Origin of the sequence: Agrobacterium sp. a22-2 (assembly GCF_012276985.1) — a bacterium.
Classification (GTDB): domain Bacteria; phylum Pseudomonadota; class Alphaproteobacteria; order Rhizobiales; family Rhizobiaceae; genus Allorhizobium.
On sequence record NZ_JAAXMM010000005.1, the window covers coordinates 312,980 to 335,782 of the forward strand.

Annotated in this window: 24 protein-coding genes and 3 tRNA genes; 3 read left to right on the forward strand and 24 right to left on the reverse strand. The window is 61.2% G+C overall.

Features of this window, described 5'->3' with window-relative positions; translation table 11 throughout:
- Window positions 1-14 precede the first annotated feature (14 nt).
- The 24 genes from proS to HFC70_RS10615 all read right to left on the reverse strand — a co-directional run bounded on the left by proS (window position 15) and on the right by HFC70_RS10615 (window position 21,825).
- The gene (gene proS / locus HFC70_RS10500) at window positions 15-1,337 is read right to left on the reverse strand and encodes a proline--tRNA ligase (protein WP_168473176.1); all 1,323 of its coding nucleotides are present in this window, start codon (window positions 1,335-1,337) and stop codon (window positions 15-17) included.
- Window positions 1,338-1,845: 508 nt separating this feature from the next.
- On the reverse strand, window positions 1,846-2,121 hold the full coding sequence (locus HFC70_RS10505) for a DUF1467 family protein (protein WP_168473177.1): 276 nt from the start codon (window positions 2,119-2,121) through the stop codon (window positions 1,846-1,848).
- A gap of 72 nt (window positions 2,122-2,193) precedes the next feature.
- The gene (mce, locus tag HFC70_RS10510; protein ID WP_168473178.1) at window positions 2,194-2,598 is read right to left on the reverse strand and encodes a methylmalonyl-CoA epimerase; all 405 of its coding nucleotides are present in this window, start codon (window positions 2,596-2,598) and stop codon (window positions 2,194-2,196) included.
- Between the two features lie 62 nt (window positions 2,599-2,660).
- Window positions 2,661-4,328, reverse strand: coding sequence for a ribonuclease J (locus HFC70_RS10515; protein ID WP_168473179.1), 1,668 nt, complete (start codon window positions 4,326-4,328; stop codon window positions 2,661-2,663).
- On the reverse strand, window positions 4,325-5,086 hold the full coding sequence (locus HFC70_RS10520) for a biotin--[acetyl-CoA-carboxylase] ligase (protein WP_168473220.1): 762 nt from the start codon (window positions 5,084-5,086) through the stop codon (window positions 4,325-4,327). Before HFC70_RS10520 ends, HFC70_RS10515 begins: the two co-directional genes overlap by 4 nt.
- Before the next feature lie 23 nt (window positions 5,087-5,109).
- Window positions 5,110-6,555 (reverse strand): NADH-quinone oxidoreductase subunit NuoN, encoded by a 1,446-nt coding sequence (gene nuoN / locus HFC70_RS10525; protein WP_168473180.1) that lies wholly within the window; start codon window positions 6,553-6,555, stop codon window positions 5,110-5,112.
- 17 nt (window positions 6,556-6,572) lie between these two features.
- Window positions 6,573-8,084 carry an NADH-quinone oxidoreductase subunit M gene (locus HFC70_RS10530; RefSeq protein ID WP_168473181.1) on the reverse strand — a complete coding sequence of 504 codons (1,512 nt, stop codon included), beginning with the start codon at window positions 8,082-8,084 and terminating at the stop codon, window positions 6,573-6,575.
- Window positions 8,084-10,087 (reverse strand): NADH-quinone oxidoreductase subunit L, encoded by a 2,004-nt coding sequence (gene nuoL / locus HFC70_RS10535; RefSeq protein ID WP_168473182.1) that lies wholly within the window; start codon window positions 10,085-10,087, stop codon window positions 8,084-8,086. Before nuoL ends, HFC70_RS10530 begins: the two co-directional genes overlap by 1 nt.
- A 7-nt stretch (window positions 10,088-10,094) precedes the next feature.
- Complete coding sequence (gene nuoK / locus HFC70_RS10540) at window positions 10,095-10,403, reverse strand: NADH-quinone oxidoreductase subunit NuoK (protein WP_168473183.1); 309 nt, start codon at window positions 10,401-10,403, stop codon at window positions 10,095-10,097.
- A gap of 30 nt (window positions 10,404-10,433) precedes the next feature.
- Window positions 10,434-11,048 (reverse strand): NADH-quinone oxidoreductase subunit J, encoded by a 615-nt coding sequence (locus HFC70_RS10545; RefSeq protein ID WP_168473184.1) that lies wholly within the window; start codon window positions 11,046-11,048, stop codon window positions 10,434-10,436.
- 155 nt (window positions 11,049-11,203) lie between these two features.
- A complete protein-coding gene (nuoI, locus tag HFC70_RS10550; RefSeq protein ID WP_168473185.1) occupies window positions 11,204-11,695 on the reverse strand; it encodes an NADH-quinone oxidoreductase subunit NuoI in 492 nt (163 codons plus the stop codon).
- 40 nt (window positions 11,696-11,735) lie between these two features.
- Window positions 11,736-12,779 (reverse strand): NADH-quinone oxidoreductase subunit NuoH, encoded by a 1,044-nt coding sequence (gene nuoH, locus HFC70_RS10555; RefSeq protein ID WP_168473186.1) that lies wholly within the window; start codon window positions 12,777-12,779, stop codon window positions 11,736-11,738.
- 12 nt (window positions 12,780-12,791) lie between these two features.
- Window positions 12,792-14,873, reverse strand: coding sequence for an NADH-quinone oxidoreductase subunit NuoG (gene nuoG, locus HFC70_RS10560; RefSeq protein WP_168473187.1), 2,082 nt, complete (start codon window positions 14,871-14,873; stop codon window positions 12,792-12,794).
- 15 nt (window positions 14,874-14,888) lie between these two features.
- Window positions 14,889-15,062 (reverse strand): hypothetical protein, encoded by a 174-nt coding sequence (locus HFC70_RS10565; protein ID WP_168473188.1) that lies wholly within the window; start codon window positions 15,060-15,062, stop codon window positions 14,889-14,891.
- Entirely contained in the window at window positions 15,062-15,841 is a 780-nt protein-coding gene (locus tag HFC70_RS10570) for a 5' DNA nuclease (RefSeq protein ID WP_168473189.1), read from the reverse strand. Before HFC70_RS10570 ends, HFC70_RS10565 begins: the two co-directional genes overlap by 1 nt.
- 13 nt (window positions 15,842-15,854) lie before the next feature.
- Window positions 15,855-17,159: an NADH-quinone oxidoreductase subunit NuoF gene (gene nuoF / locus HFC70_RS10575; RefSeq protein WP_168473190.1), complete on the reverse strand. Its 1,305-nt coding sequence runs from the start codon at window positions 17,157-17,159 to the stop codon at window positions 15,855-15,857.
- Between the two features lie 10 nt (window positions 17,160-17,169).
- Window positions 17,170-18,315 carry an NADH-quinone oxidoreductase subunit NuoE gene (gene nuoE, locus HFC70_RS10580; protein WP_168473191.1) on the reverse strand — a complete coding sequence of 382 codons (1,146 nt, stop codon included), beginning with the start codon at window positions 18,313-18,315 and terminating at the stop codon, window positions 17,170-17,172.
- A gap of 18 nt (window positions 18,316-18,333) precedes the next feature.
- On the reverse strand, window positions 18,334-18,576 hold the full coding sequence (locus HFC70_RS10585; protein ID WP_168473192.1) for a hypothetical protein: 243 nt from the start codon (window positions 18,574-18,576) through the stop codon (window positions 18,334-18,336).
- Window positions 18,576-19,766 (reverse strand): NADH-quinone oxidoreductase subunit D, encoded by a 1,191-nt coding sequence (locus HFC70_RS10590; RefSeq protein WP_168473193.1) that lies wholly within the window; start codon window positions 19,764-19,766, stop codon window positions 18,576-18,578. Before HFC70_RS10590 ends, HFC70_RS10585 begins: the two co-directional genes overlap by 1 nt.
- Before the next feature lie 14 nt (window positions 19,767-19,780).
- Entirely contained in the window at window positions 19,781-20,383 is a 603-nt protein-coding gene (locus HFC70_RS10595) for an NADH-quinone oxidoreductase subunit C (RefSeq protein WP_168473194.1), read from the reverse strand.
- Between the two features lie 17 nt (window positions 20,384-20,400).
- Complete coding sequence (locus HFC70_RS10600) at window positions 20,401-20,982, reverse strand: NADH-quinone oxidoreductase subunit B family protein (protein WP_168473195.1); 582 nt, start codon at window positions 20,980-20,982, stop codon at window positions 20,401-20,403.
- Window positions 20,973-21,338, reverse strand: coding sequence for an NADH-quinone oxidoreductase subunit A (locus HFC70_RS10605; protein WP_168473196.1), 366 nt, complete (start codon window positions 21,336-21,338; stop codon window positions 20,973-20,975). The genes HFC70_RS10600 and HFC70_RS10605 overlap by 10 nt, the downstream gene beginning before the upstream one ends.
- Window positions 21,339-21,582: 244 nt before the next feature.
- Window positions 21,583-21,659: transfer RNA gene (locus HFC70_RS10610), tRNA-Asp, on the reverse strand.
- A gap of 89 nt (window positions 21,660-21,748) precedes the next feature.
- Window positions 21,749-21,825, reverse strand: a tRNA-Asp gene (locus HFC70_RS10615).
- Between the two features lie 345 nt (window positions 21,826-22,170).
- On the opposite strand from HFC70_RS10615, the gene HFC70_RS10620 reads away from it, so the two are divergent.
- The 3 genes from HFC70_RS10620 (at window position 22,171) to HFC70_RS27135 (ending at window position 22,717) form a co-directional block, all read left to right on the forward strand.
- A tRNA-Val gene (locus tag HFC70_RS10620) sits at window positions 22,171-22,246 on the forward strand.
- 124 nt (window positions 22,247-22,370) lie between these two features.
- Complete coding sequence (locus HFC70_RS10625; RefSeq protein ID WP_168473197.1) at window positions 22,371-22,598, forward strand: hypothetical protein; 228 nt, start codon at window positions 22,371-22,373, stop codon at window positions 22,596-22,598.
- The gene (locus HFC70_RS27135) at window positions 22,595-22,717 is read left to right on the forward strand and encodes a hypothetical protein (protein WP_256368916.1); all 123 of its coding nucleotides are present in this window, start codon (window positions 22,595-22,597) and stop codon (window positions 22,715-22,717) included. The genes HFC70_RS10625 and HFC70_RS27135 overlap by 4 nt, the downstream gene beginning before the upstream one ends.
- Window positions 22,718-22,803 lie beyond the last annotated feature (86 nt).

Genomic DNA, 22,803 nt, shown 5'->3' on the forward strand with positions numbered 1-22,803 from the left:
TCCTGGCTCAACAGTCAGACTGCCAACCGGTTGATGGCAGCCTCTATCGTCATGGTCTCACGCGCGCCGGTCTTGCGATCCTTCACCTCGACCTCGCCGCTGGCGACGGACCGCGGACCGACGATGATCTGCACCGGTACGCCGATCAGATCGGCCGTTGCAAACTTGGTGCCGGCACGATCGTCGGTGTCGTCCAGCAGCACGTCCTTGCCGGCCTTGGTCAAAGCGGCATAGAGCGTCTCGCAGGCGCCGTCGCAGGCAGCATCGCCGGCCTTCATGTTGATCACCACGCAATCGAACGGGGCGACCGATGCCGGCCAGATGATGCCGTTTTCGTCATGCGAGGCTTCGATGATGGCGGGAACAAGGCGTGTCGGGCCAATGCCATAGGATCCCATGTGGACAACGTGTTCCTTGCCGTCCGGTCCCTGCACCTTGGCGCCCATCGGCTCGGAATATTTGGTGCCGAAATAGAAGATGTGACCGACCTCGATGCCGCGTGCCGACAGGCGATCCGCTTCGGGAATGGCCTCGAAGGCCGGCGCATCGTGCATTTCGGAGGTTGCCGCATAGACCGAGGTCCACTGGTCGAAGATCGCCTTCAGTCCGTCGACATCGTCGAAATTCGTATCGACCGACGGAATGTCGAAATTGACGAAATCCTTGTGGCAGAACACTTCCGATTCGCCGGTGTCGGCCAGGATGATGAACTCATGGCTGTGATTGCCGCCGATCGGGCCGGTATCGGCGCGCATCGGAATAGCGCGCAGGCCAAGCCGCGAGAAGGTGCGCAGATAGGCGGCGAACATCTTGTTGTAAGAATGGATCGCCTCGTCCTGGGTCAGGTCGAAGGAATAGGCGTCCTTCATCATGAACTCGCGCGAGCGCATGGTGCCGAAGCGCGGACGGATCTCGTCGCGGAACTTCAGCTGGATGTGGTAGAGGTTGAGCGGCAGGCTCTTGTAGGACTTCACGTAAGAGCGGAAAATGTCCGTGACCATTTCCTCGTTGGTCGGACCATAGAGCATCGGCCGGTCCTGACGGTCGCGGATGCGCAGCATTTCCTTGCCATAGTCTTCGTAGCGACCGCTTTCCTGCCAGAGTTCGGCCGATTGCAGGGTCGGCATCGAGATCTCGATAGCGCCCGCACGGTTCTGCTCTTCGCGGATGATACCGTTCACCTTGTCCAGAACCCGCTTGCCGAGCGGCAGCCAGGAATAGATGCCCTGGCTCTGCTGGCGGATCATGCCGGCGCGCAGCATCAGGCGATGGGAAACGATTTCCGCTTCCTTGGGGTTCTCTTTCAGGATGGGCAAAAAGTAGCGTGACAGACGCATGTCGGATTCCAGATGCTAGGGATTCCGTACAATCAGCGGAATCGGCCGAGAAGTTTGTTTTCGGTTGCGTTCATAGCTGGTTCCACACAGGAAGAAAACCCGCATGACTGTGTAGAATCACGGTCTTACCAGGGCATTTTAAACATCGCCGGGCAATTGCTCGCCTCCACAAGCAGACAAAAATCCAATCACTTCTGCGGCATTTTGGCTGCCCCGGATTTTTTTCACGAACTGTAGCAAAAATGCAAAAAACGGGATGACAACGCGATTTTATTGAGCTAACGTCAGCTTACAAAAGAGGCATGAAGCCTAAATTCATGTCGATTTCGCGGTCAAGTCTTGGGAGGATAAGATCTTAGGCGCGCCCGTTCGCTGCCCCTTAATTGGTGAAAGATCACGCGATACTTGGAAAAACAAGGTCTTCTGACCTTGTTTTTTTTTGCCTTTCGACAAGCCGCATCTCTACTGGCTGCGCCTCCTGCGCCTCAAGTAAAACGCCTCGTCCGTTTCAGTCGAAATTCGGCAGGATGCGCGGCAGGCTGTCGAAGCCGATGCCGAAATAGGTCGAGGCGATATACCAGCTGCCATAGATCACGCCGGAGACCAGTGTCGTGAGCAGCACGACCCGTCCGCCGCGAAACTTCGCCGGCGCGCTCTCGACGCTGCCCGGCACGACATCCTGATCCTCGGCCTGGGTCTTCAGGCCGATCGGCAGGATGGCGAAGAGCGTGATCCACCAGATGATGAAATAAACGGCAAAAGCCGAGATAAACTGCATGTGCAATGCCCCAGAGGTCGTGGCGGCTTTATAGGGACATTTTCCCGCAATCACAAACCCGCCGCGAGCGGTTCTTCGTCACACCTGTTCGAGTTCGACCAGCGTACCGAAGAAGTCCTTGGGGTGGAGGAACAGCACCGGCTTGCCGTGGGCGCCGGTCTTCGGTTCGCCGCTGCCCAGAACGCGAGCCCCGCTCTTCTGCAGGTGATCGCGGGCAGCGAGAATATCGGCGACCTCGTAGCAGATGTGGTGCATGCCGCCGGCCGGGTTCTTCTCCAGGAAGGAGGCGATCGGCGAGGCTTGCCCGAGCGGCTCCAGCAATTCGATCTTGGTGTTCGGCAGTTCGACAAAGACCACCGTGACGCCATGCTCCGGCAGTGCCTGCGGCGCCGACACCGTCGCGCCGAGGGTGTCGCGGTAGGATGCGGTCGCCGCGGCCAGATCCGGCACGGCGATCGCGATATGGTTTACCCGTCCAAGCATCGAGGTCTCTCCCGTCAAAGAATGGCCTTGAGCCTATACCTTTCCGGAAACCTCAGCGCCAATCAGACTTTGGTTACAAAAACCGTGACGATCGGCTTCTTGCCCCAGCATTCGTTGGCCGTCGAGCGGATCGTGCGGCGGATGCTCTCCCTGAGCGCGCCAAGATCCTTGCGGCGAGTGCGCGGAATGCTCTCGACGGCGCCGAGCACGGCATCATAGAGCGTGTCTTCCATGTCCTCGCCCTCGTTGTCATAGGCCGGCAGGCCGAAGGCAACGATCTCGGGATCGCCCTGGAAATCATAGCGTGCATCGAGCACGACATTGACGGCGACATGGCCGGCAAAGGACAGCTTGCGGCGATTGCCGATGCCCATTTCGTCGAAATCGCCGATCAGCTTGCCGTCCTTGAAGACGCGACCATGCGGCGCTTCGCCGATCACTTCGGCGGGGCCTGGAGCAATTCGCAGGATATCGCCGTTGCGCACGCGCGGCACGGACTTGATGCCGGCCTGGGTGCCCAATTCGGCCTGCGCCGTCAGATGGGCCGCCTCGCCATGCACCGGCACCAGGATGGCGGGCTGCGTCCATTCGTACATCTGCAGCAATTCCTTGCGCCGCGGATGACCGGAGACGTGCACCAGAGCCTCGGAGTCGGTGATGATATGCACGCCCTGTTCGACCAGGCCGTTCTTGATGTCGTTGATCGCCTTCTCGTTGCCGGGAATGGCGCGGGAGGAAAACACGACAGTGTCGCCCGCGGTCAGCGCCACATTGCGCATCTCGTCGCGCGACAGCTTGGCGAGTGCCGCGCGGGACTCGCCCTGGCTTCCGGTGAGTATGACGACCACCTTGTCGCGCGGAATGAAGCCGAACTCGTCCTCGGCGATGAAGGGTTTTACCCCTTCCATCAGGCCGACGTCATAGGCAACCGAAGTGACGCGCTTCAGCGAGCTGCCGAGCAGCAGCACTTCGCGGCCGGCGGCTTCGGCCGCCTGGGCGATCGAGCGGATACGGCCGACATTGGAGGAGAAGGTGGTGATCGCCACCCTGCCCTCGGCATGTTCGATGATCTGGCGAAGGCCTTCCGAGACTTCCTGCTCGGAGGGCGAAACGCCGTCGCGCATGGCATTGGTGCTGTCGCACATCAGCGCCAGCACGCCTTCCTTGCCGACCTCGCGGAAGCGGGCCTCGTCTGTAAATGGCCCCAGCGACGGCGCGTGGTCGATCTTCCAGTCGCCGGTGTGGATGACATTGCCGAGCGGCGAGCGGATCACCAGCGACATCGGCTCGGGGATCGAATGGTTGACGCCGATGGCTTCGATCTCGAAGGGACCGACATTGATCCGGTCGCCCGCCTTGAATGGCGTGATCGGGATCTGGGCGCGGCTGCCTTCGTATTCGCGCTTGGCCTCCAGCATGCCGGCGGTAAACGCCGAGGCATAGACCGGAACGTTGAGGCCGGGCCACAGGTCGTTCAGCGCGCCATAATGGTCTTCATGGGCATGGGTGATGATGATGCCCTTGAGGCTCTTCTTGTCGGCGAGGATATGACGGATATCGGGCAGCACGAGGTCGACGCCTGGCAGATCGGGACCGGGGAAGGTCACGCCGCAATCCACCATGATCCACTGGCGATGTTTTGGTTCGCCGTAGCCGTACAGAGCGAGATTCATACCGATCTCACCCACACCGCCAAGCGGCAGAAACACCAGTTCGTCTTTTTTTGTCATTCGTCTCTAGGCCCAATTTGCTCGAAGAATACATCGCCCGCGGCAATCGGCAAAATGCCGCTGTGACCCTGATCGAGCATCAACATGCCTTTATCATCGATTCCGGAAAAATAACCCGAAATCGACCGGTCCGGCAGATTGACCGTAATTTTTTCGCCTATGCCGCAGGCTACGGAACGCCAGCGGGCGGTCACGGCACCCACCCCCTGCCCGCGATTCCACAGCTCCAGCACCTCCGCCATGGCGGCAAACAGTCGCGCGAAAAGCTCCTCCGGCGAGATGCTGACGCCGAAATCGCTGAGCGCTGCCACGGGATACGGCGTCTCGCCGGGTTTGGCTGTAATGTTGATGCCGATGCCGATGACCAGAGCGCGGCGACCATCGGCCAACGGTTCGCCTTCCAGCAGGATGCCGGAGATCTTGCGCCGACCGATCAGCACATCGTTCGGCCACTTGACCTCAAGCGGCGGCGCATCGATCGGCAGAACGGCCCGAACCGCATCATGCACGGCCAGGGCAATGGCCAACGGCAAGGAGGGCAGATCGCCGACGGGAGCGGGATCGATCAGCAGAAGAGACGCGTAGAGATTGCCGGGCTCGGAAACCCAAGGTCGGCCGCGACGGCCGCGGCCGCCGGTCTGCCGGCCTGCCGTGATCCACAGCAGGCCGTGGTCTCCGGCCCGCGCCCGGGCCAGACATTCGGCATTGGTCGAGGCCAGCACATCGAAGGCTTCATGCCGGAAATCGTCGAGCGACATCCGGCGCGATGGCGTAAAAGCGCTCAATAGAAGAGCGAGGCCGCTGCCGCCTCCGCAGCACTGCCGATCGGTCCGCCGAACAGGACATAGGCCACCACGAACAGACCCGACAGGCCGAAGACCAGCCGCAATTCGCCGGCGACACGGGCGAACTCGCCGGTCGCCTCGTCGAACCACATGACCTTGACCAGACGGAGGTAGTAGAAGGCGCCGATGACGGAGGCCAGCACGCCGATGATTGCCAGGCCATAGAGCTTTGCCTCGATGGCGGCCAGGAAGACGAAATACTTCCCGAAGAAACCGGCGAGCGGCGGGATGCCGGCCAGCGAGAACATCAGGGCGGTCAGGACAACGGCCATGAAGGGCTTGGTGGTCGACAGGCCGGCCAGATCATCGATGTTCTCGACATTGCCGCCTTCCTTGCGGCGCATAGCCATGATGCAGGCAAAGGTGCCGAGCGTCATCACGAGATAGATCAGCATATAGACGATGACGCCGGTGACGCCGGCCTTCGTGCCGGCGGCCAGGCCCACCAGCGCGTAGCCCATGTGGCCGATCGACGAATAGGCCATCAGGCGCTTGATATTGCGCTGGCCGATGGCGGCGACCGAGCCGAGGATCATCGAGGCGATCGAGATGAAGACGATGATCTGCTGCCATTCGGCGAAGACCGGCTCGAAAGCGCCGATGACGATGCGCACCAGAATGGCCATGGCGCCTACCTTCGGGGCCGCGGCCAGGAAAGCGGTCACCGGGGTCGGAGCCCCTTCATAGACATCTGGCGTCCACATGTGGAACGGCACGGCGGAAATCTTGAAGGCGAGACCCGCCAACACGAAGACCAGGCCGAAGATCAGGCCAAGCTGCGGTTCGCCGGCGATCAGGACGGCGGCGATTTCGTCGAAACCGGTATTGCCGGTGAAACCATAGACCAGCGACATGCCGTAGAGCAGCATGCCCGAAGACAGCGCACCGAGCACGAAATATTTGAGGCCGGCTTCCGTCGAGCGCAGGCTGTCGCGGTTGATCGCGGCCACGACATAGAGCGCCAGCGACTGCAGTTCGAGCGACAGGTAGAGCGAGATCAGGTCATTGGCCGAGATCATCAGCATGATGCCGAGCGTTGCCAGCACGAGCAGGACCGGGAATTCGAACCGATCGAGATGATCGAAGCGGGCATGGCCGACCGCCATGATCATTGCGGTGATCGAACCGACCAGTGCCAGGATCTTCATGAAACGGGCATAGCCGTCGGCAATGAACGCCCCGCCGAAGGCCTCGCCCTCAGCCGGCACGAGGATCATCCACAGGCCGGCGGCAATCAGCAGCGCCACGGCAAGCCCGGTGACCGTCGGCGTCGACTTGTCGCCGGAGAAAACGCCGATCATCAGCAGTGCGAGCGCTCCGACCGCAAGGATCAGCTCTGGCGTGACGAGATGCAGGCTGGCTAGGAGTGTTTCAGCAGTCATTTCGAAATATCCCGTCGTCAGTTCACCGAGAGCGCAACGGATTGCGCCGCCTGCAGGGCTGCGGAGTAGTGGTTGAGGAGCGCGTCCACGGAGGCCGCGGTCACGTCATTGATCGGTGCCGGATAGAAGCCGAAGAAGATCGTCAGGGCAATCAGCGGGTAGAGAATGACCTGTTCGCGCGGCGACAGATCGAGCAGCGCCTTGAGGCTTTCCTTCTCGAGCGGACCGAAGACAACGCGACGATAGAGCCAGAGCGCATAGGCCGCCGACAGGATGACGCCGGTGGCGGCAAACAGAGCCACCCAGGTATTGGCGCGGAACACGCCGATCAGCGTCAGGAATTCGCCGATGAAGCCAGACGTGCCGGGAAGACCGACATTGGCCATGGTGAAGATCATGAAGGCGAAGGCGTATTTCGGCATGTTGTTGGCAAGGCCGCCATAGGCGGAAATCTCGCGGGTATGCATGCGGTCGTAGATGACGCCGACGCAGAGGAACAGCGCGCTGGCAACGAAGCCGTGGCTGATCATCTGGAAGATCGAGCCTTGCACGCCCTGGGTATTGGCGGCGAAGATCCCCATCGTGACATAGCCCATGTGGGCGACCGACGAATAGGCGATCAGTTTCTTCATGTCGTCCTGCATCATGGCCACCAGCGAGGTGTAGATGATGGCGATGACGGACAGGGCGAAGACCATCGGCGCGAAGAAATCGGACGCCAGCGGGAACATCGGCAGCGAGAAGCGCAGCAGACCGTAGCCGCCGAGCTTCAGCAGGATGCCGGCCAGGATGACCGAGCCTGCGGTCGGCGCCTGCACGTGGGCGTCCGGCAACCAGGTGTGCACCGGCCACATCGGCATCTTCACCGCAAAGGAGGCGAAGAAGGCCAGCCAGAGCCAGGTCTGCATCTGCGGCGGGAAATCATGAGCGAGCAGCGCCGGGATATCGGTCGTGCCGGCATCCCAGTACATGGCCATGATGGCCAGCAGCATCAGCACGGAGCCGAGCAGTGTGTAGAGGAAGAACTTGTAGGAGGCATAGACGCGGTCCTTGCCGCCCCAGACGCCGATGATGATGAACATCGGAATGAGGCCGGCTTCGAAGAACACGTAGAACAGCACGATATCGAGCGAGACGAACACGCCGATCATCATGGTTTCCAGGATCAGGAAGGCGATCATGTAGTCCTTGATCCGCACCGTCACCGAGGTCCAGCTGGCCAGAACGCATATCGGCATCAGGAAGGTGGTCAGAACGACGAACAGCATGGAAATGCCGTCGACGCCGAGATGGTAGGAGATACCGGTGTTCAGCCATTCCTTTTTCTCGACCATCTGGAAGCCGGCGTCGGAATTGTCGAAGCCCATCCAGATGAAAAGCGAGACCACGAAGGTGAACACCGTCGTCAGCAGCGCGACGTTGAGGATGTTGCGGCGTCCGAACGCGCTGTCTTCGCGGGTCAGCAGCAAGAGCGCTACGCCCACCAAAGGCAGGAAGGTGACCGCTGAGAGTATGGGCCAATCGGTCATCAGAAGGAACTCCCGAGCATCATCCAGGTAACGAGCGCCGCGATGCCGATGAGCATCACAAAGGCGTAGTGATAGAGGTAGCCGGACTGCAGGCGGACGACGCGCTGGGTCAGGCCGGAAACGCCGGCGGCTATACCGTTCGGGCCATAGGCATCGATGACCCCGACATCACCCTTCTTCCACAGGAAGCGGCCAAGCGCCTTGGCCGAGCGGACGAAGAGGAAGTCGTAGAGTTCGTCGAAATACCACTTGTTGAGCAGGAACTGGTAGAGAACCCGATGCTGGCTTGCCAGCACCTTCGGCGTCGAGGGCGACTTGATGTACATGTACCAGGCGGTCACGAAGCCGACCAGCATGGCGAAGAACGGGCTCCACTTCACCCAGAGCGGGACGTGGTGGAACTCTTCGAGAATCTCGTTCTCGGCCGAGGTAAACAGGGCGGCCTTCCAGAAATGCTCGTACTCATGGCCGAAGAAGTAGCCCTCGAATACGACGCCGGCCAATACGGCACCAACGGCCAGCAAGCCCAGCGGCAAAAGCATGACCATCGGCGATTCGTGCACATGGTGCATGACATCGGCGGAAGCGCGCGGCTTGCCGAAGAAGGTCATGAACATCAGGCGCCAGGAATAGAAGCTGGTGAACAGAGCCGCGATGACCAGCAGGGTGAAGGCAAAGCCCGATACCGCCGAATGGGAGGCGTAGGCCGATTCGATGATGACGTCCTTCGAGAAGAAACCGGCAAAGCCGAACATCGTGCCCGGGATACCGACGCCGGTAATGGCAAGGGTGCCCAGCAGCATCATCCAGAAGGTGACCTTGATGTGCGGACGCAGGCCGCCCATGTAGCGCATGTCCTGTTCGCCATCGACGGCATGGATGACCGAGCCGGCGCACAGGAACAGGAGCGCCTTGAAGAAGGCATGCGTGAACAGATGGAACACGGCGCCGCCATAGGCGCCGACGCCGAGCGCCACGAACATATAACCAAGCTGCGAACAGGTCGAATAAGCGATGACGCGCTTGATGTCGTTCTGGACCAGGCCGACGGTCGCGGCAAAGAAGGCGGTGATGGCGCCGATGACCGTGACGACGGTCAGGGCATCGGGCGACAGTTCGAACAGCGGCGACATGCGGGCGACGAGGAAGACGCCGGCGGTGACCATGGTCGCGGCATGGATGAGGGCCGAGACCGGGGTCGGGCCTTCCATGGCGTCCGGCAGCCAGGTGTGCAGCAGGAACTGCGCCGACTTGCCCATGGCACCCATGAACAGCAGCAGGCAGACGGCGGTGATGGCATGGCCCTTGTCGAGCTGCATGCCGAACAGGTTGATCACCGCTTCGCTGGTCGCAGCCCCTTCGGCCGGCAGATAGGTCTGGGCGGCGGCAAAGATCGTTTCGAAATTGATCGAGCCGAACAGCACGAACACGCCGCCAATGCCGAGGATGAATCCGAAGTCGCCGACGCGGTTGACGATGAAGGCCTTCATGGCGGCCGCCGTTGCCGACGGCTTCTTGAACCAGAAGCCGATCAGCAGGTAGGAGGCAAGGCCGACGCCTTCCCAGCCGAAGAACATCTGCAGCAGGTTGTCGGCGGTCACCAGCATCAGCATGGCGAAGGTGAAGAGCGACAGATAGGCAAAGAAGCGCGGCCGATGCGGATCGTGGTGCATGTAGCCGATCGAATAGACGTGGACCAGCGTCGAGACGGTGTTGACCACCACCAGCATGACGGCGGTCAGCGTGTCGATGCGCAGCGACCATTCGACGTCGATGCCGCCCGACTGGATCCAGCGGAACAGTGCCACCTTGATCACGTCGTGGCCTTCGGCATGTTCGCCAAAGCCGACCTGCAGGAACACCACCCAGGACAGGATGGCAGTCAGGATCATCAGGCCGCTGGTGATGTATTCGGAGGCCTTGGCACCGATCTGACGGCCGAACAGGCCGGCGATCAGCGCGCCGATCAAGGGAAGGAAGACAATTGCCTTGTACACTATCATAGCCGTGTCAGCCCTTCATCATATTGACGTCTTCAACGGCGATCGATCCGCGATTGCGATAGAAGACAACGAGTATTGCAAGGCCGATGGCCGCTTCCGCGGCCGCAACGGTCAGAATGAACAAGGCGAAGACCTGGCCGACGATGTCGTTCAGGAAGGACGAGAACGCCACCATGTTCACATTGACGGCCAGCAGGATCAGTTCGACCGACATCAAAATGACGATGATGTTCTTGCGATTGAGGAAGATGCCGAAAACGCCCAGCATGAAGAGCAACGCACTGACGGTGAGGTAATGGGAAAGTCCGATTTCCATTTTAGTGTTCCTTGACCTCTTGCTGGCGGCTCATACGCCCTGGCCCGGCTTGACCTTGACGACCTTGACGCCGGTCGCAGGGTTGCGGGCAACCTGTTTCGAAATATCCTGGCGCTTGACGTTCACCCGATGACGCAGCGTCAGCACGATCGCGCCAATCATCGCCACCAGAAGCACGAGACCGGCGATCTGGAAGTAGAAGACGTAGTGGGTGTAGAGCACGTCGCCGAGAGCCGCGGTGTTTTCGCGCTCGACCGGAGACGGGATCGGCATGGTGATGGCCTTGGCCGCCTGCGGCGAAATGGCGCTGCCGCCGATCACCACCACCAGTTCGGCCGCGACGATCAAGCCGACCAGGGCACCGATCGGTGCATATTTCAGCGCTCCGGACCGCAGCTCGTTGAAATCGATGTCGAGCATCATCACCACGAACAGGAAGAGAACCGCCACGGCGCCGATATAGACGACCAGCAGGATCATCGCCAGGAATTCAGCGCCCGTCAGCAGGAACAGTCCGGCGGCGTTGAAGAAGGTCAGGATCAGGAACAATACGGAATGAACCGGATTGCGCGCCGAAATGACCATGAACGCCGAAGCCACTGCGACGAAGGCGAACAGATAGAAAAAGAGAGCCTGAAGACCCATGTTGGTGCCTTTTCATCTTCCCCCGGACGGAGCCTTGCGCGCCATCCGATAAAGTGCCGCCGATATCCCTTAACGGTCGGCACTTCGTTTCAATCCCGTATCCGGGCGGAGCCTTTGCGGCTGCACGTCCCGCCCAGACGTTCGTTCGCTTCGGATCAGCGGTAAGGCGAGTCCAATGCGATATTGCGTGCGATTTCCCGTTCCCAGCGGTCGCCGTTTTCGAGCAGGCGGGCCTTGTCGAAATAGAGCTCTTCGCGGGTCTCGGTCGCGAATTCGAAATTCGGACCTTCGACGATCGCGTCGACCGGGCAGGCTTCCTGGCAGAAACCGCAATAAATGCACTTCACCATGTCGATATCATAACGCACCGTGCGGCGCGTGCCGTCGTTGCGGCGCGGCCCGGCCTCGATGGTGATGGCCTGGGCAGGACAGATGGCCTCGCACAGCTTGCAGGCGATGCAGCGTTCCTCGCCGTTCGGATAGCGGCGCAAGGCATGCTCGCCACGAAAACGCGGGCTGATCGGCCCTTTTTCGAACGGATAGTTGATCGTCGCCTTGGGGGCGAAGAAGTAGCGCATCGACAGGAAGAACGCGCCGACGAACTCTTTCAGGAACAGGGAACTGACTGCCTGGGAGAGACTAGCCATCTTCAACCTCCAAATCTGCGGCAAGAAGGAACGGTCATGATCACGCCCATCCCATCAGCTTCAGCACGAATGCAACAATGACGACCATGGCGAGCGACAGCGGCAGGAAGACCTTCCAGCCCAGACGCATCAACTGGTCGTAGCGATAGCGCGGCACGAAGGCTTTCACCATGGCGAACATGAAGAACACCATGGATGCCTTCAGCACGAACCAGAAGATGCCCGGTACCCAATTCAGGAACCACACGTCGACCGGCGGCAGCCATCCGCCGAGGAACATGATCGTCATCAGCGCACACATCAGCACGATGGCGGCATATTCGGCGAGCATGAACATCATGTACGGCGACGAGCCGTATTCGACCATGAAGCCGGCAACCAGTTCCGATTCGGCTTCCGGAAGGTCGAAAGGTGGACGGTTGGTCTCGGCAAGCGACGAAATGAAGAAGATGACGAACATCGGAAACAGCGACAGCCAGTGCCAGTCGAGGAACGAGGCCGGCAGGCCCATCATCGTGCCGAGGCCGTCCTGCTGGGCATTGACGATATCGGTCAGGTTCAGCGAACCGACGCAGAGCAGCACGGTGACGATGACGAAGCCGATCGACACTTCATAGGACACCATCTGGGCTGCCGAACGCAGCGCGCCGAGAAACGGGTACTTCGAATTGGAAGCCCAGCCGCCCATGATGATGCCGTAGATCTCCAGCGAGGAGATCGCGAAAATGTAGAGGACGCCGACATTGATATTGGAGATCACCCAGCCATCGGCGAGCGGCACGACGGCCCAGGTGGCAAGCGCCAGCGTCACGGAGACCAGCGGCGCCAGAAGGAAGACGCCCTTGTTGGCGCCGGCCGGGATGATCGGCTCCTTGAAGACGAACTTCAAAAGGTCGGCAAAGGACTGGAACAGCCCCCACGGACCGACGACGTTCGGGCCGCGGCGCATCTGGACGGCAGCCCAGATCTTGCGGTCGGCAAGGAGGATATAGGCGATGAAAACAAGCAGCGCGACCAGCAGCAAAAGAGACTGGCCGATCATGATGGCCGCGGGCCAGACATAGGTCGAAACGAAGGTGTCCATGGTCCCCTGCCCTTACTCTGCCGCAGCCTGGAAATTGTTGCGGGCCAATGCCGAGCACTCGGCCATGACCGCCGAAGCGCGCGCTATCGGGTTCGTCAAATAGAAGTCTTTGACCGTCGACGCAAACCCGGATTTGCCCATCTTCCCGGCTTTTTTCGCAAGCGCGGCAATTTCGCCGCTATCGCCTGTCGCGATCTCGTCGATGGCTGCGAAATGCGGGTAAGCCGCATAGAGTTTGGCACGCAGAGCCTGCAGCGAATCGAAGGGCAGTTTCTTGCCCAAGACGTCCGACAGGGCGCGGATGATCGCCCAGTCTTCGCGGGCTTCGCCCGGCGCGAAACCGGCGCGGTTGCCCATCTGGACGCGGCCTTCGGTATTGACCCAGATGCCCGACTTCTCGGTATAGGTCGCGCCCGGCAGGATGACGTCGGCGTTATGGGCGCCCTGGTCGCCGTGCGAGCCGATATAGACGGTGAACTTCGCGCCCTTGGTGGCGAAATCCAGCTCGTCGGCGCCCAGCAGGAACAGCACGTCCATGCCGCTCAGCATCTCTGCCGCGGCCAGCCCCTTGTCGCCCGGCACGAAGCCGAGATCGAGGCCGCCGACGCGGGATGCGGCCGAATGCAGGACGGCAAAGCCGTTCCAGCTTTCGGTGACCGCACCCACGGCTTGCGCCAGCTGGGCGACGCTGGCCAGAATATCTGCGCCATCGGCGCGCGCCAGCGCGCCCTGCCCGATGATGATCATCGGGTTCTTGGCATTCTTCAGCACCTCGAAGAAGGCACCGCTGCCAGCGATCAGTTCGGACAGGCTGTCCGGACCGGCGCCGAGATAGCTGTAGTCGTAGCGCAGTTCGCCGGCTTCACCGATCACGCCGATCGGGAAGCCGCCGCGCCGCCAGCGCTTGCGGATGCGAGCGTTGAGCACCGAGGCCTCATAGCGCGGATTGGCGCCGACGATCAGCAGCGCGTCAGCAGCCTCGATGCCTTCGATGGTCGGGTTGAACAGGTAGCTTGAGCGGCCGAGCGCCGGATCAAGGGCTGCGCCATCCTGGCGACAGTCGGTATTGGCCGACCCCAGCGCGTTCAGCAGTTCCTTCAACGCATACATTTCCTCGACCGAGGCCAGGTCGCCGGCAATGGCACCGATCTTGTCGCCGCTGGTCGAAGAAACGGCCGACTTGATGGCGGCAAAGGCGTCGGCCCAGCTGGCCGGCTGCAGGCGACCGTCCTTCTTCACGTAAGGCCGGTCGAGACGCTGGGTCTTCAGGCCGTCCCAGATGAAGCGGCTCTTGTCGGAGATCCACTCTTCGTTGATCTGTTCGTTGACGCGCGGCATGATGCGCATGACTTCGCGGCCGCGGGTATCGACGCGGATCGCCGAACCCAGCGCGTCCATCACGTCGATCGATTCGGTCTTGCCCAGTTCCCACGGACGGGCGGTGAAGGCAAACGGCTTGGAGGTCAGGGCGCCGACCGGGCAGAGGTCGACGACATTGCCCTGCAGCTCCGAGGTCATGGCCTGCTCGAGATAGGTGGTGATCTCGGCATCCTCGCCGCGGCCGATCAGGCCCAGCTCGGCAACGCCGGCCACTTCCGTGCTGAAGCGGACGCAGCGCGTGCAGTGGATGCAGCGGTTCATCACGGTCTTGACCAGCGGTCCGATATACTTGTCTTCGACGGCGCGCTTGTTCTCGGTGTAACGCGAACTGTCGATACCGAAGGCCATGGCCTGGTCCTGCAGGTCGCATTCGCCGCCCTGGTCGCAGATCGGGCAATCCAGCGGATGGTTGATCAGCAGGAATTCCATCACGCCTTCGCGGGCCTTCTTGACCATCGGCGTATTGGTGAAAACCTCCGGCAATTCGCCATTCGGGCCGCCGCGCACGTCGCGCACGCCCATGGCGCAGGAGGCCGCCGGCTTCGGCGGGCCACCCTTCACTTCGACGAGGCACATGCGGCAATTGCCGGCAACCGACAGCCGTTCGTGGAAACAAAAGCGCGGGACCTCGGCGCCGGCTTCCTCGCACGCCTGCAACAGCGTGAAATGATCCGGAACTTCGATCTCTTTACCGTCGACTTTCAGCTTTGCCATATTCGCCTTCCTGTCTCACGCACCGAGCGTAATTTGCCAGAGTTTAACCTCCGGCAATTGCGAAGGGGCCGGGGCCTTATCGCTGTTGCCGTGCATGTTCAATTCATCGAGCCGCGAAACCCACCACCCGGCTTTGCCTGAGTCGTTGGTCTTGCGCCATAATCTTGCGTCCGGGGACAGCAGCGGCATCAGCCCTTGCTCCCCTTCAGTGTCTTGGCCTGGCCGACCCAGTCATCGCGACCGACGCGGCCGGAAAAGCCGAGCGTCTCTTCCACCTTGGCAATATCGGCCTCGGTCCAGGCGGCGATATCCGCATAGCGGCTATAGCCCATGCCGTTCAGAACCTGCTCTACCTTCGGGCCGATCCCGGAAATCTTCTTCAGATCATCCGGCTTTGCCTTCGACATCGTGGTCTTTTCCGGCGCTTGCGATGCTGGCTCGGCCTTGGCCTGAACCGGCTTGGCAACCGTGGGCTTGTCGGCGGCCTTTTCCGTCTTCACGCTCTTAGGCGCCGCCTTTGCAGCAGGCGTGGGCTTTACCGCAGGGGCGGCTTTCGCCTTGGCAACGCGGCTTGCCACAGGCGCCTTGGCGGCGGATGGCTTGGCGGCCGGCTTCGGCGTCGCAACGGGCTTGGCCGCTACGGGTGCTGCGACAGCCGCTACCGGCTCAGGGCTTTCCGCCGGCAGATCCTCGACCGGTGCATCCTCTTCGACGATCGCTTCGTCCGGCTTGCGGGCCAGCCTGTTGCTTGCCTCCATCGCCCCTTGCAGGGAGCCGAAGAAGGCGCTGGTCATCTGGGTGGCAAATCCGAAACCGATGGCCGTTGCTGCCGCAAAGGCTGCAACCGGGTGGGCCATCAGCGGATGCAGCGGAACGGCCGGCATGTCCTTCAACGCGTCGGCGACGCGGCTGAAGTCAGCCGTCTCGGGCGCACCTCCGTCCTTCGTCTTATCCGATGCCTTGACCATCAAACCGGCTCCTTTACTCGGCTGCTTCCAGAACGACGCCATGGGCCATGGCGTTGCGGGTATATTCGTCGATGCGCTTTTCCATCTCGGGACGGAAATTGCGGATCAGGCCCTGGATCGGCCAGGCGGCCGCATCGCCGAGCGCACAGATCGTGTGTCCTTCGACTTGCTTGGTCACATCGAACAGCATGTCGATTTCGCGCTTCTGGGCGTTGCCCTTGGCCATGCGCTCCATGACGCGCATCATCCAGCCGGTGCCTTCGCGGCACGGCGTGCATTGGCCGCAGCTCTCGTGCTTGTAGAAAGCCGAGAGGCGCCAGATGGCCTTGATGATATCGGTGGACTTGTCCATGACGATCACCGCCGCGGTGCCGAACGAGGATTTCACGTCGCGCATGCCGTCGAAATCCATCGGCGCGTCGAGAATGTTCTCACCCTTGACCACCGGGCAGGACGAGCCGCCGGGGATGACGGCCAGCAGATTGTCAAAACCGCCGCGAACGCCGCCGCAATGCTTTTCGATCAGTTCGCGGAAGGGAATGCCCATCGCTTCTTCGACCGTGCAGGGACGGTTGACATGGCCGGAGACCATGAACAGCTTGGTGCCGACATTGTTGGGCCGGCCGATGCCGGAAAACCAGCCGGCGCCGCGGCGCAGGATGGTCGGGGCAACCGCAATCGACTCGACGTTGTTGACCGTGGTCGGGCAGCCGTAGAGGCCCATATTGGCCGGGAACGGCGGCTTCAGGCGCGGCTGGCCCTTCTTGCCTTCGAGGCTTTCGAGAAGGGCCGTTTCCTCGCCGCAGATATAGGCACCGGCGCCATGGTGAACAAAGATCTCCATGTCCCAGCCGAGCTTGTTGTTTTTGCCCAGCAAACCGGCATCATAGCATTCGTCGATCGCAGCCTGCAGCGCTTCGCGCTCGCGCATGTATTCGCCACGAACGTAGATATAGGCGGCATTGGCGCCCATGGCGAAAGAGGCGATCACACAGCCTTCGATCAGCGTATGCGGATCGTGGCGCATGATGTCGCGGTCCTTGCAGGTGCCGGGCTCGGATTCGTCGGCATTGACCACCAGATAATGCGGCCGACCGTCGCTTTCCTTCGGCATGAAGGACCACTTGAGACCGGTCGGGAAGCCTGCGCCGCCACGACCGCGAAGGCCGGACGCCTTCATCTCGTTGATGATCCAGTCGCGACCCTTTTCAAGGATCTGCTTGGTGCCGTCCCAGTGGCCGCGGCTCATCGCGCCCTTCAGGGACTTGTCCTTGAGGCCGTAGATATTGGTAAAGATGCGATCCTGATCTTTTAACATGTCTCAACCCTTACCGTGGCTTCTTGCCGAAGACCCTGATGTATTCCGCTTCGCCGCCTCGGGCCAGCGCCTCGGCCTGCTTGACCCAGTCGTCGCGCTCGATGCGGCCGCTGAAGCGCAGGTAACCGTCGACCCACTCGCGCTCGGCACTGGTCCAGCCGGCCACCTGAGCGAAGGTGAAGATGCCGAGGCTGTGCAGCGTGCCTTCGATCTTCGGACCGACGCCCGAGATCAGCTTGAGGTCGTCGACGGTGGCGGGCTTCTCGATGCCGGCCGGACGGGCCGGATCGTCGAGCGACGGCTTCGGCGCGGCGGCGGCCTTGGCGGACGGCGATCCCTCGCCCGTCGTCACCACGGCGTCGCCCGCCTTGTCGGCATTCTCGCCGGATACCTTGGCATTGGCAGCGGCAGCCTTCTTGTCGGTCGCCGGCGTCTTCAGCGCCGGGTTGGTCTCGTCGGCTGCCGTATTCGGGCGACCGGCATTGGCCGGCGGAACGGAGGCCGCGGGTGCCGCAGGCTGGACATCCAGCGTGTTCACCGGCTTGATCTCTTCGGTCAGCGAGGTCAGTCCTCCAACTGGGGCCGAATAGACACGGTCGACCTGCGGGCCGGGCTTGATGTCGGCACCCTTGCCTGCTTCAAAACGATCGATGATGTGCTCGAGCTGGGTCGGCGTGAGATCTTCGTAGCTGTCCTTGAAGATCATCACCATCGGCGCGTTGACGCAGGCGCCCTGACACTCCACCTCTTCCCAGGACAGCGTGCCGTCGGCATTGCGCTCGAAGGGCTCGGCGTGGATCTTGCTCTTGCAGACCTTGATCAACTCCTCGGCGCCGCGCAGCATGCACGGCGTGGTGCCACAGACCTGGATATGGGCGCGCGTGCCGACCGGCTTCAGCTGGAACTGCGTATAGAAGGTCGCGACTTCCAGCACGCGGATATAGGGCATGGACAACTTGTCGGCGACGAACTCGATAGCCGAGCGCGTCACCCAGCCGTCCTGCTCCTGGGCGCGCATCAGCAGCGGGATCACCGCCGATTGCTGGCGGCCCTCCGGATACTTGCGAATGGTGGCCTCGGCCCAGGCCGCATTGTCCTCACTGAAGGAGAAAGCTGCAGGCTGGAATTGATCTTCGGCTAATCGACGAACGGACATACTTCCTCACGCCTTATCTCAGTTTATGGCTTTGCACCGCGAATTCGTCACCGAGGCGAACTCGCAGGCATAGGCCGACTTTTCTTTCTGCAGGAACACGACGAACTTGGCGCCGTTGGGGGCGGCGGCCTTGATCTCATATCCCTGATCGATGAGCTGTGCCATGTCTGCCGACGAACTGCTCGACGAAACGTCACTGTCCTGCGCCACGGCGCCGGCAGCAAATGTCACGACAGCAAGGGCCAGCAGACCAGATCGCATCAGCGGTCCACCTCTCCGAACACGATGTCGAGGGACCCGATCAGGGCCGCCATGTCGGCGAGCATGTGACCGCGACCCAGGAAATCCATGGCCGACAGGTGGGCATAGCCCGGAGCGCGGATCTTGCACCGGTACGGCTTGTTGCTGCCGTCCGAAACCAGATAGACGCCAAACTCGCCCTTGGGCGCTTCGACCGCGGCATAAACCTCGCCGGCCGGCACGTGATAGCCTTCGGTATAGAGCTTGAAATGGTGGATCAGGGCTTCCATCGAGCGCTTCATCTCGCCGCGCTTCGGCGGCACGACCTTGCCGTCCAGCGACGACACTGGACCGCTTCTGGCCTCGCCCTTCAGCCGCGCCAGCGCCTGCTTCATGATGCGTACCGACTGGCGCATCTCTTCCATGCGCACCAGGTAGCGATCATAGCAGTCGCCGTTCAGGCCGACCGGGATGTCGAAGTCGAAATCCGAATAGCATTCGTAGGGCTGCGACTTGCGCAGATCCCAGGCCGCACCGGAACCGCGGACCATGACGCCGGAAAAACCCCAGGCCCAGGCGTCTTCCAGCGAGACCACGCCGATATCGACGTTGCGCTGCTTGAAGATGCGGTTGCCGGTCAGAAGCTTGTCGATATCGGCGAGCCGTGCCGGGAACTGGTCGCACCACTTGTCGATATCGTCGACGAGTTCCGGCGGCAGGTCCTGATGCACGCCGCCCGGCCGGAAATAGGCCGCATGCATGCGCGCGCCGCAGGCCCGCTCGTAGAACACCATCAGCTTTTCGCGTTCCTCGAAACCCCAGAGCGGCGGCGTCAGCGCGCCGCAGTCCATGGCCTGGGTGGTGACGTTGAGCAGATGGTTGAGAATACGGCCGATTTCCGAATAAAGCACGCGGATCAGCTGGCCGCGGATCGGGATCTCCAGGCCAAGCAGCTTTTCGACGCCAAGGGCAAAGGCATGCTCCTGGTTCATCGGCGCGACATAGTCGAGACGGTCGAAATAGGGAACGGCCTGTAGATAGGTCTTGGTCTCGATCAGCTTTTCGGTGCCGCGATGCAGCAGGCCGATATGCGGATCGACGCGCTCGACGATTTCGCCGTCCAGTTCAAGAACGAGACGCAGCACGCCGTGCGCGGAGGGATGTTCCGGGCCGAAGTTGATGGTGAAATTGCGGACGTTATGTTCAGTCATGGCAATCCGCTTCCCTACTTGGCCGCCTTCTCGTCGCCCGGCAGCACATAATCCGTGCCTTCCCAGGGCGAGAGAAAATCGAAATTCCGGAATTCCTGCTTCAGCTCGACCGGCTCATAGATGACGCGCTTGGCATTGTCGTCGTAGCGCACTTCCACGAAACCCGTTGTCGGAAAATCCTTGCGCAGCGGATGACCTTCGAAACCGTAGTCGGTCAGGATGCGGCGCATGTCAGGGTGACCGGTGAACATCACGCCATAGAGGTCCCAGGCTTCGCGCTCGAACCAGTCGGCACCGGGATAGACCGCGGTTGCCGAGGGCACCGGCTCATCTTCGGCCACCGACAGCTTGACGCGGATGCGCAGGTTCTGGCGCGGCGACAGCAGGTGGTAGACGACATCGAAGCGCTTTTCGCGCTGCGGCCAGTCGACACCGCAGACATCGATGATGCAGACGAAACCGCATTGCACGTCGTCGCGCAGGAAGGTCAGCAATTCGATGACGGCCGCCGGCGTGGTCAGCAGCGTCAACTCGCCATAGCTGACCTCGGTCGAGGAGATCACCGAGCCTCGCGCCTCCTTGAGATAGGACGCAAGCTCGTTCAGGGCTTCACTCATGGTATTGTCCTTTGCCCTTAGCGCTCGATCGTTCCGGTGCGGCGGATCTTCTTCTGCAGCAGGAGAACACCGTAGATCAGTGCCTCTGCCGTGGGGGGACAGCCCGGCACATAGATATCGACCGGCACGACACGGTCACAACCGCGCACGACGGAATAGGAATAGTGATAGTAGCCGCCGCCATTGGCGCAGGAGCCCATGGAGATCACGTAACGGGGCTCCGGCATCTGGTCATAGACCTTGCGCAGGGCCGGCGCCATCTTGTTGGTCAGCGTACCGGCGACGATCATCACGTCGGACTGACGCGGTGAGGCGCGCGGCGCAAAGCCGAAGCGTTCCATGTCGTAGCGCGGCATGGAGGCCTGCATCATTTCCACGGCACAACAGGCCAGACCGAACTGCATCCACATCAGCGAGCCGGTGCGGGCCCAGGTGATCAGCTCGTCGGTCGAGGTGACCAGAAAGCCCTTGTCGGCGAGCTCATTGTTGATCTCGCCGAAATAGGCATCGTCGCTGCCGACCGGCTTGCCGGTCAAAGGATCCACAAGCCCCTTGGGCTGCTGCGCAACCAGGGTCGTGTTCACTGGGGCTACTCCCATTCGAGGGCTCCCTTCTTCCATTCATAGATAAAGCCGATGGTCAGGACGCCGAGGAACACCATCATCGACCAGAAGCCGAACCAGCCGATTTCACCGAAGGACACAGCCCAGGGAAACAGGAAGGCGACTTCCAGATCGAAGATGATGAAGAGAATCGAAACCAGATAGAATCGGATGTCGAATTTGACGCGGGCGTCGTCGAAGGCATTGAAGCCGCATTCGAACGCGGAAAGCTTTTCCGGGTCCGGCGCCTTGAAGGCCACGGCAAAGGGCGCGATCAGCAAAGCTAGGCCGATTACCAGCGCGATACCGATGAAAATTGCTATCGGAAGGTAGGAACTGAGCAGTTCAGTCATCATATCCATCCCCGCTTGATTGAATGCCGGGCGGCATTTCAGGCCGAAGCCAACAAGCCGAAAAGAGTGTTGCTAAGAGCCGTGGTTAGCGCAGGCTGAGCGGTTGCGCAAGACCGGGCGGGGCTTTTCACCCGCAACCTCTGCGACTTTAACAGGCGGTCAAAAGGGTGTCGCGGCAAATCGGCATATTATCCCGTTGCGGCGCAATAAAAATTGAGGAATGTCAGGGAGGTTGTGGTGAAAATGGCGCGAGTGACGGGGCTCGAACCCGCGACCTCCGGCGTGACAGGCCGGCACTCTAACCAACTGAGCTACACCCGCGCATTGTGGATCACATTTCTGCGATCCGGTCTGCGACACGAACCGGCAAAGCCAGGTTCGAACCGCAGCAAAACAGAACTTTCAAGAGATGGCGCGAGTGACGGGGCTCGAACCCGCGACCTCCGGCGTGACAGGCCGGCACTCTAACCAACTGAGCTACACCCGCGCATATCTTGAAAACGGGAGCGGCAAGCGCTCCTGTCCGACGAACCGTGGCCCGTCGATGAGCGGCTAACTAAGGGGTTCGCGAATGGGTGTCAAGCGTGATCGAAGACAAAACCGTGACGGAATGCAAATTGTTTTGCATACGGCTTCGGCACGGAATCCTCCACCGTTTCCACCCTCCCCTCCCCATGAGCCGAGAAGCCCGGCAAACAAGGCACTGCAGCACTACGGCCGGTGCAACCCGCTAAAAAAAACAAAAAAACTTCACAAACGCTCTTGCAGATTTTCGCCGATCCGCATAGATCACGGCCACCGACGCGGCGGGGACAACCTGCCTCAAGCGTTAGGGCGATTAGCTCAGTTGGTAGAGCGCCTCGTTTACACCGAGGATGTCGGCGGTTCGAGTCCGTCATCGCCCACCATTTTTCCTTTTGTTTGAGATTTATGTTTGACCGTGGCAGCGTTGCTTTCCATGGGCTTTGGCGCTCTATTGTGTGCCGCCTGTCAGTAATTCCTCTCCTTAGAGACATCCGCTCGACCGCTGCCATGACGCTCATCCACAACGAACGCACCGAGCTGCTGGCCAATGCGCTTGATCGCGCCTCGACGGCCTGTATCGCAGCCGGGTTGATCGGTCCGGCCGTCGGCATCGCCAACCATTCCGCAACCGCGCCAGCGCTATCCTGGGCGCCCCTGCTCGGAACCGTGATTTGGCTTTTTGCAGCAATTGCACTACATTTGTTTGCACGACGTGTTCTCGGAGGTCTGCAATGACCGGAACGGAAATTTTCTTTTATATCGTGTTGCCGTTGAGCTTCGTCTTGGCCGGCTGGGTTGCCGTGCGACTCAACGAACGCGGCGGCCGAAACAACCGCCTGCATCCAGGCGAGTGACGCTCGACCATTTCCATGCGTCACCGTCTTAAACGACTCACCACAGCCGCAACACCGGCCGAAGCGCGCCCGCCAATCCCTCCCCC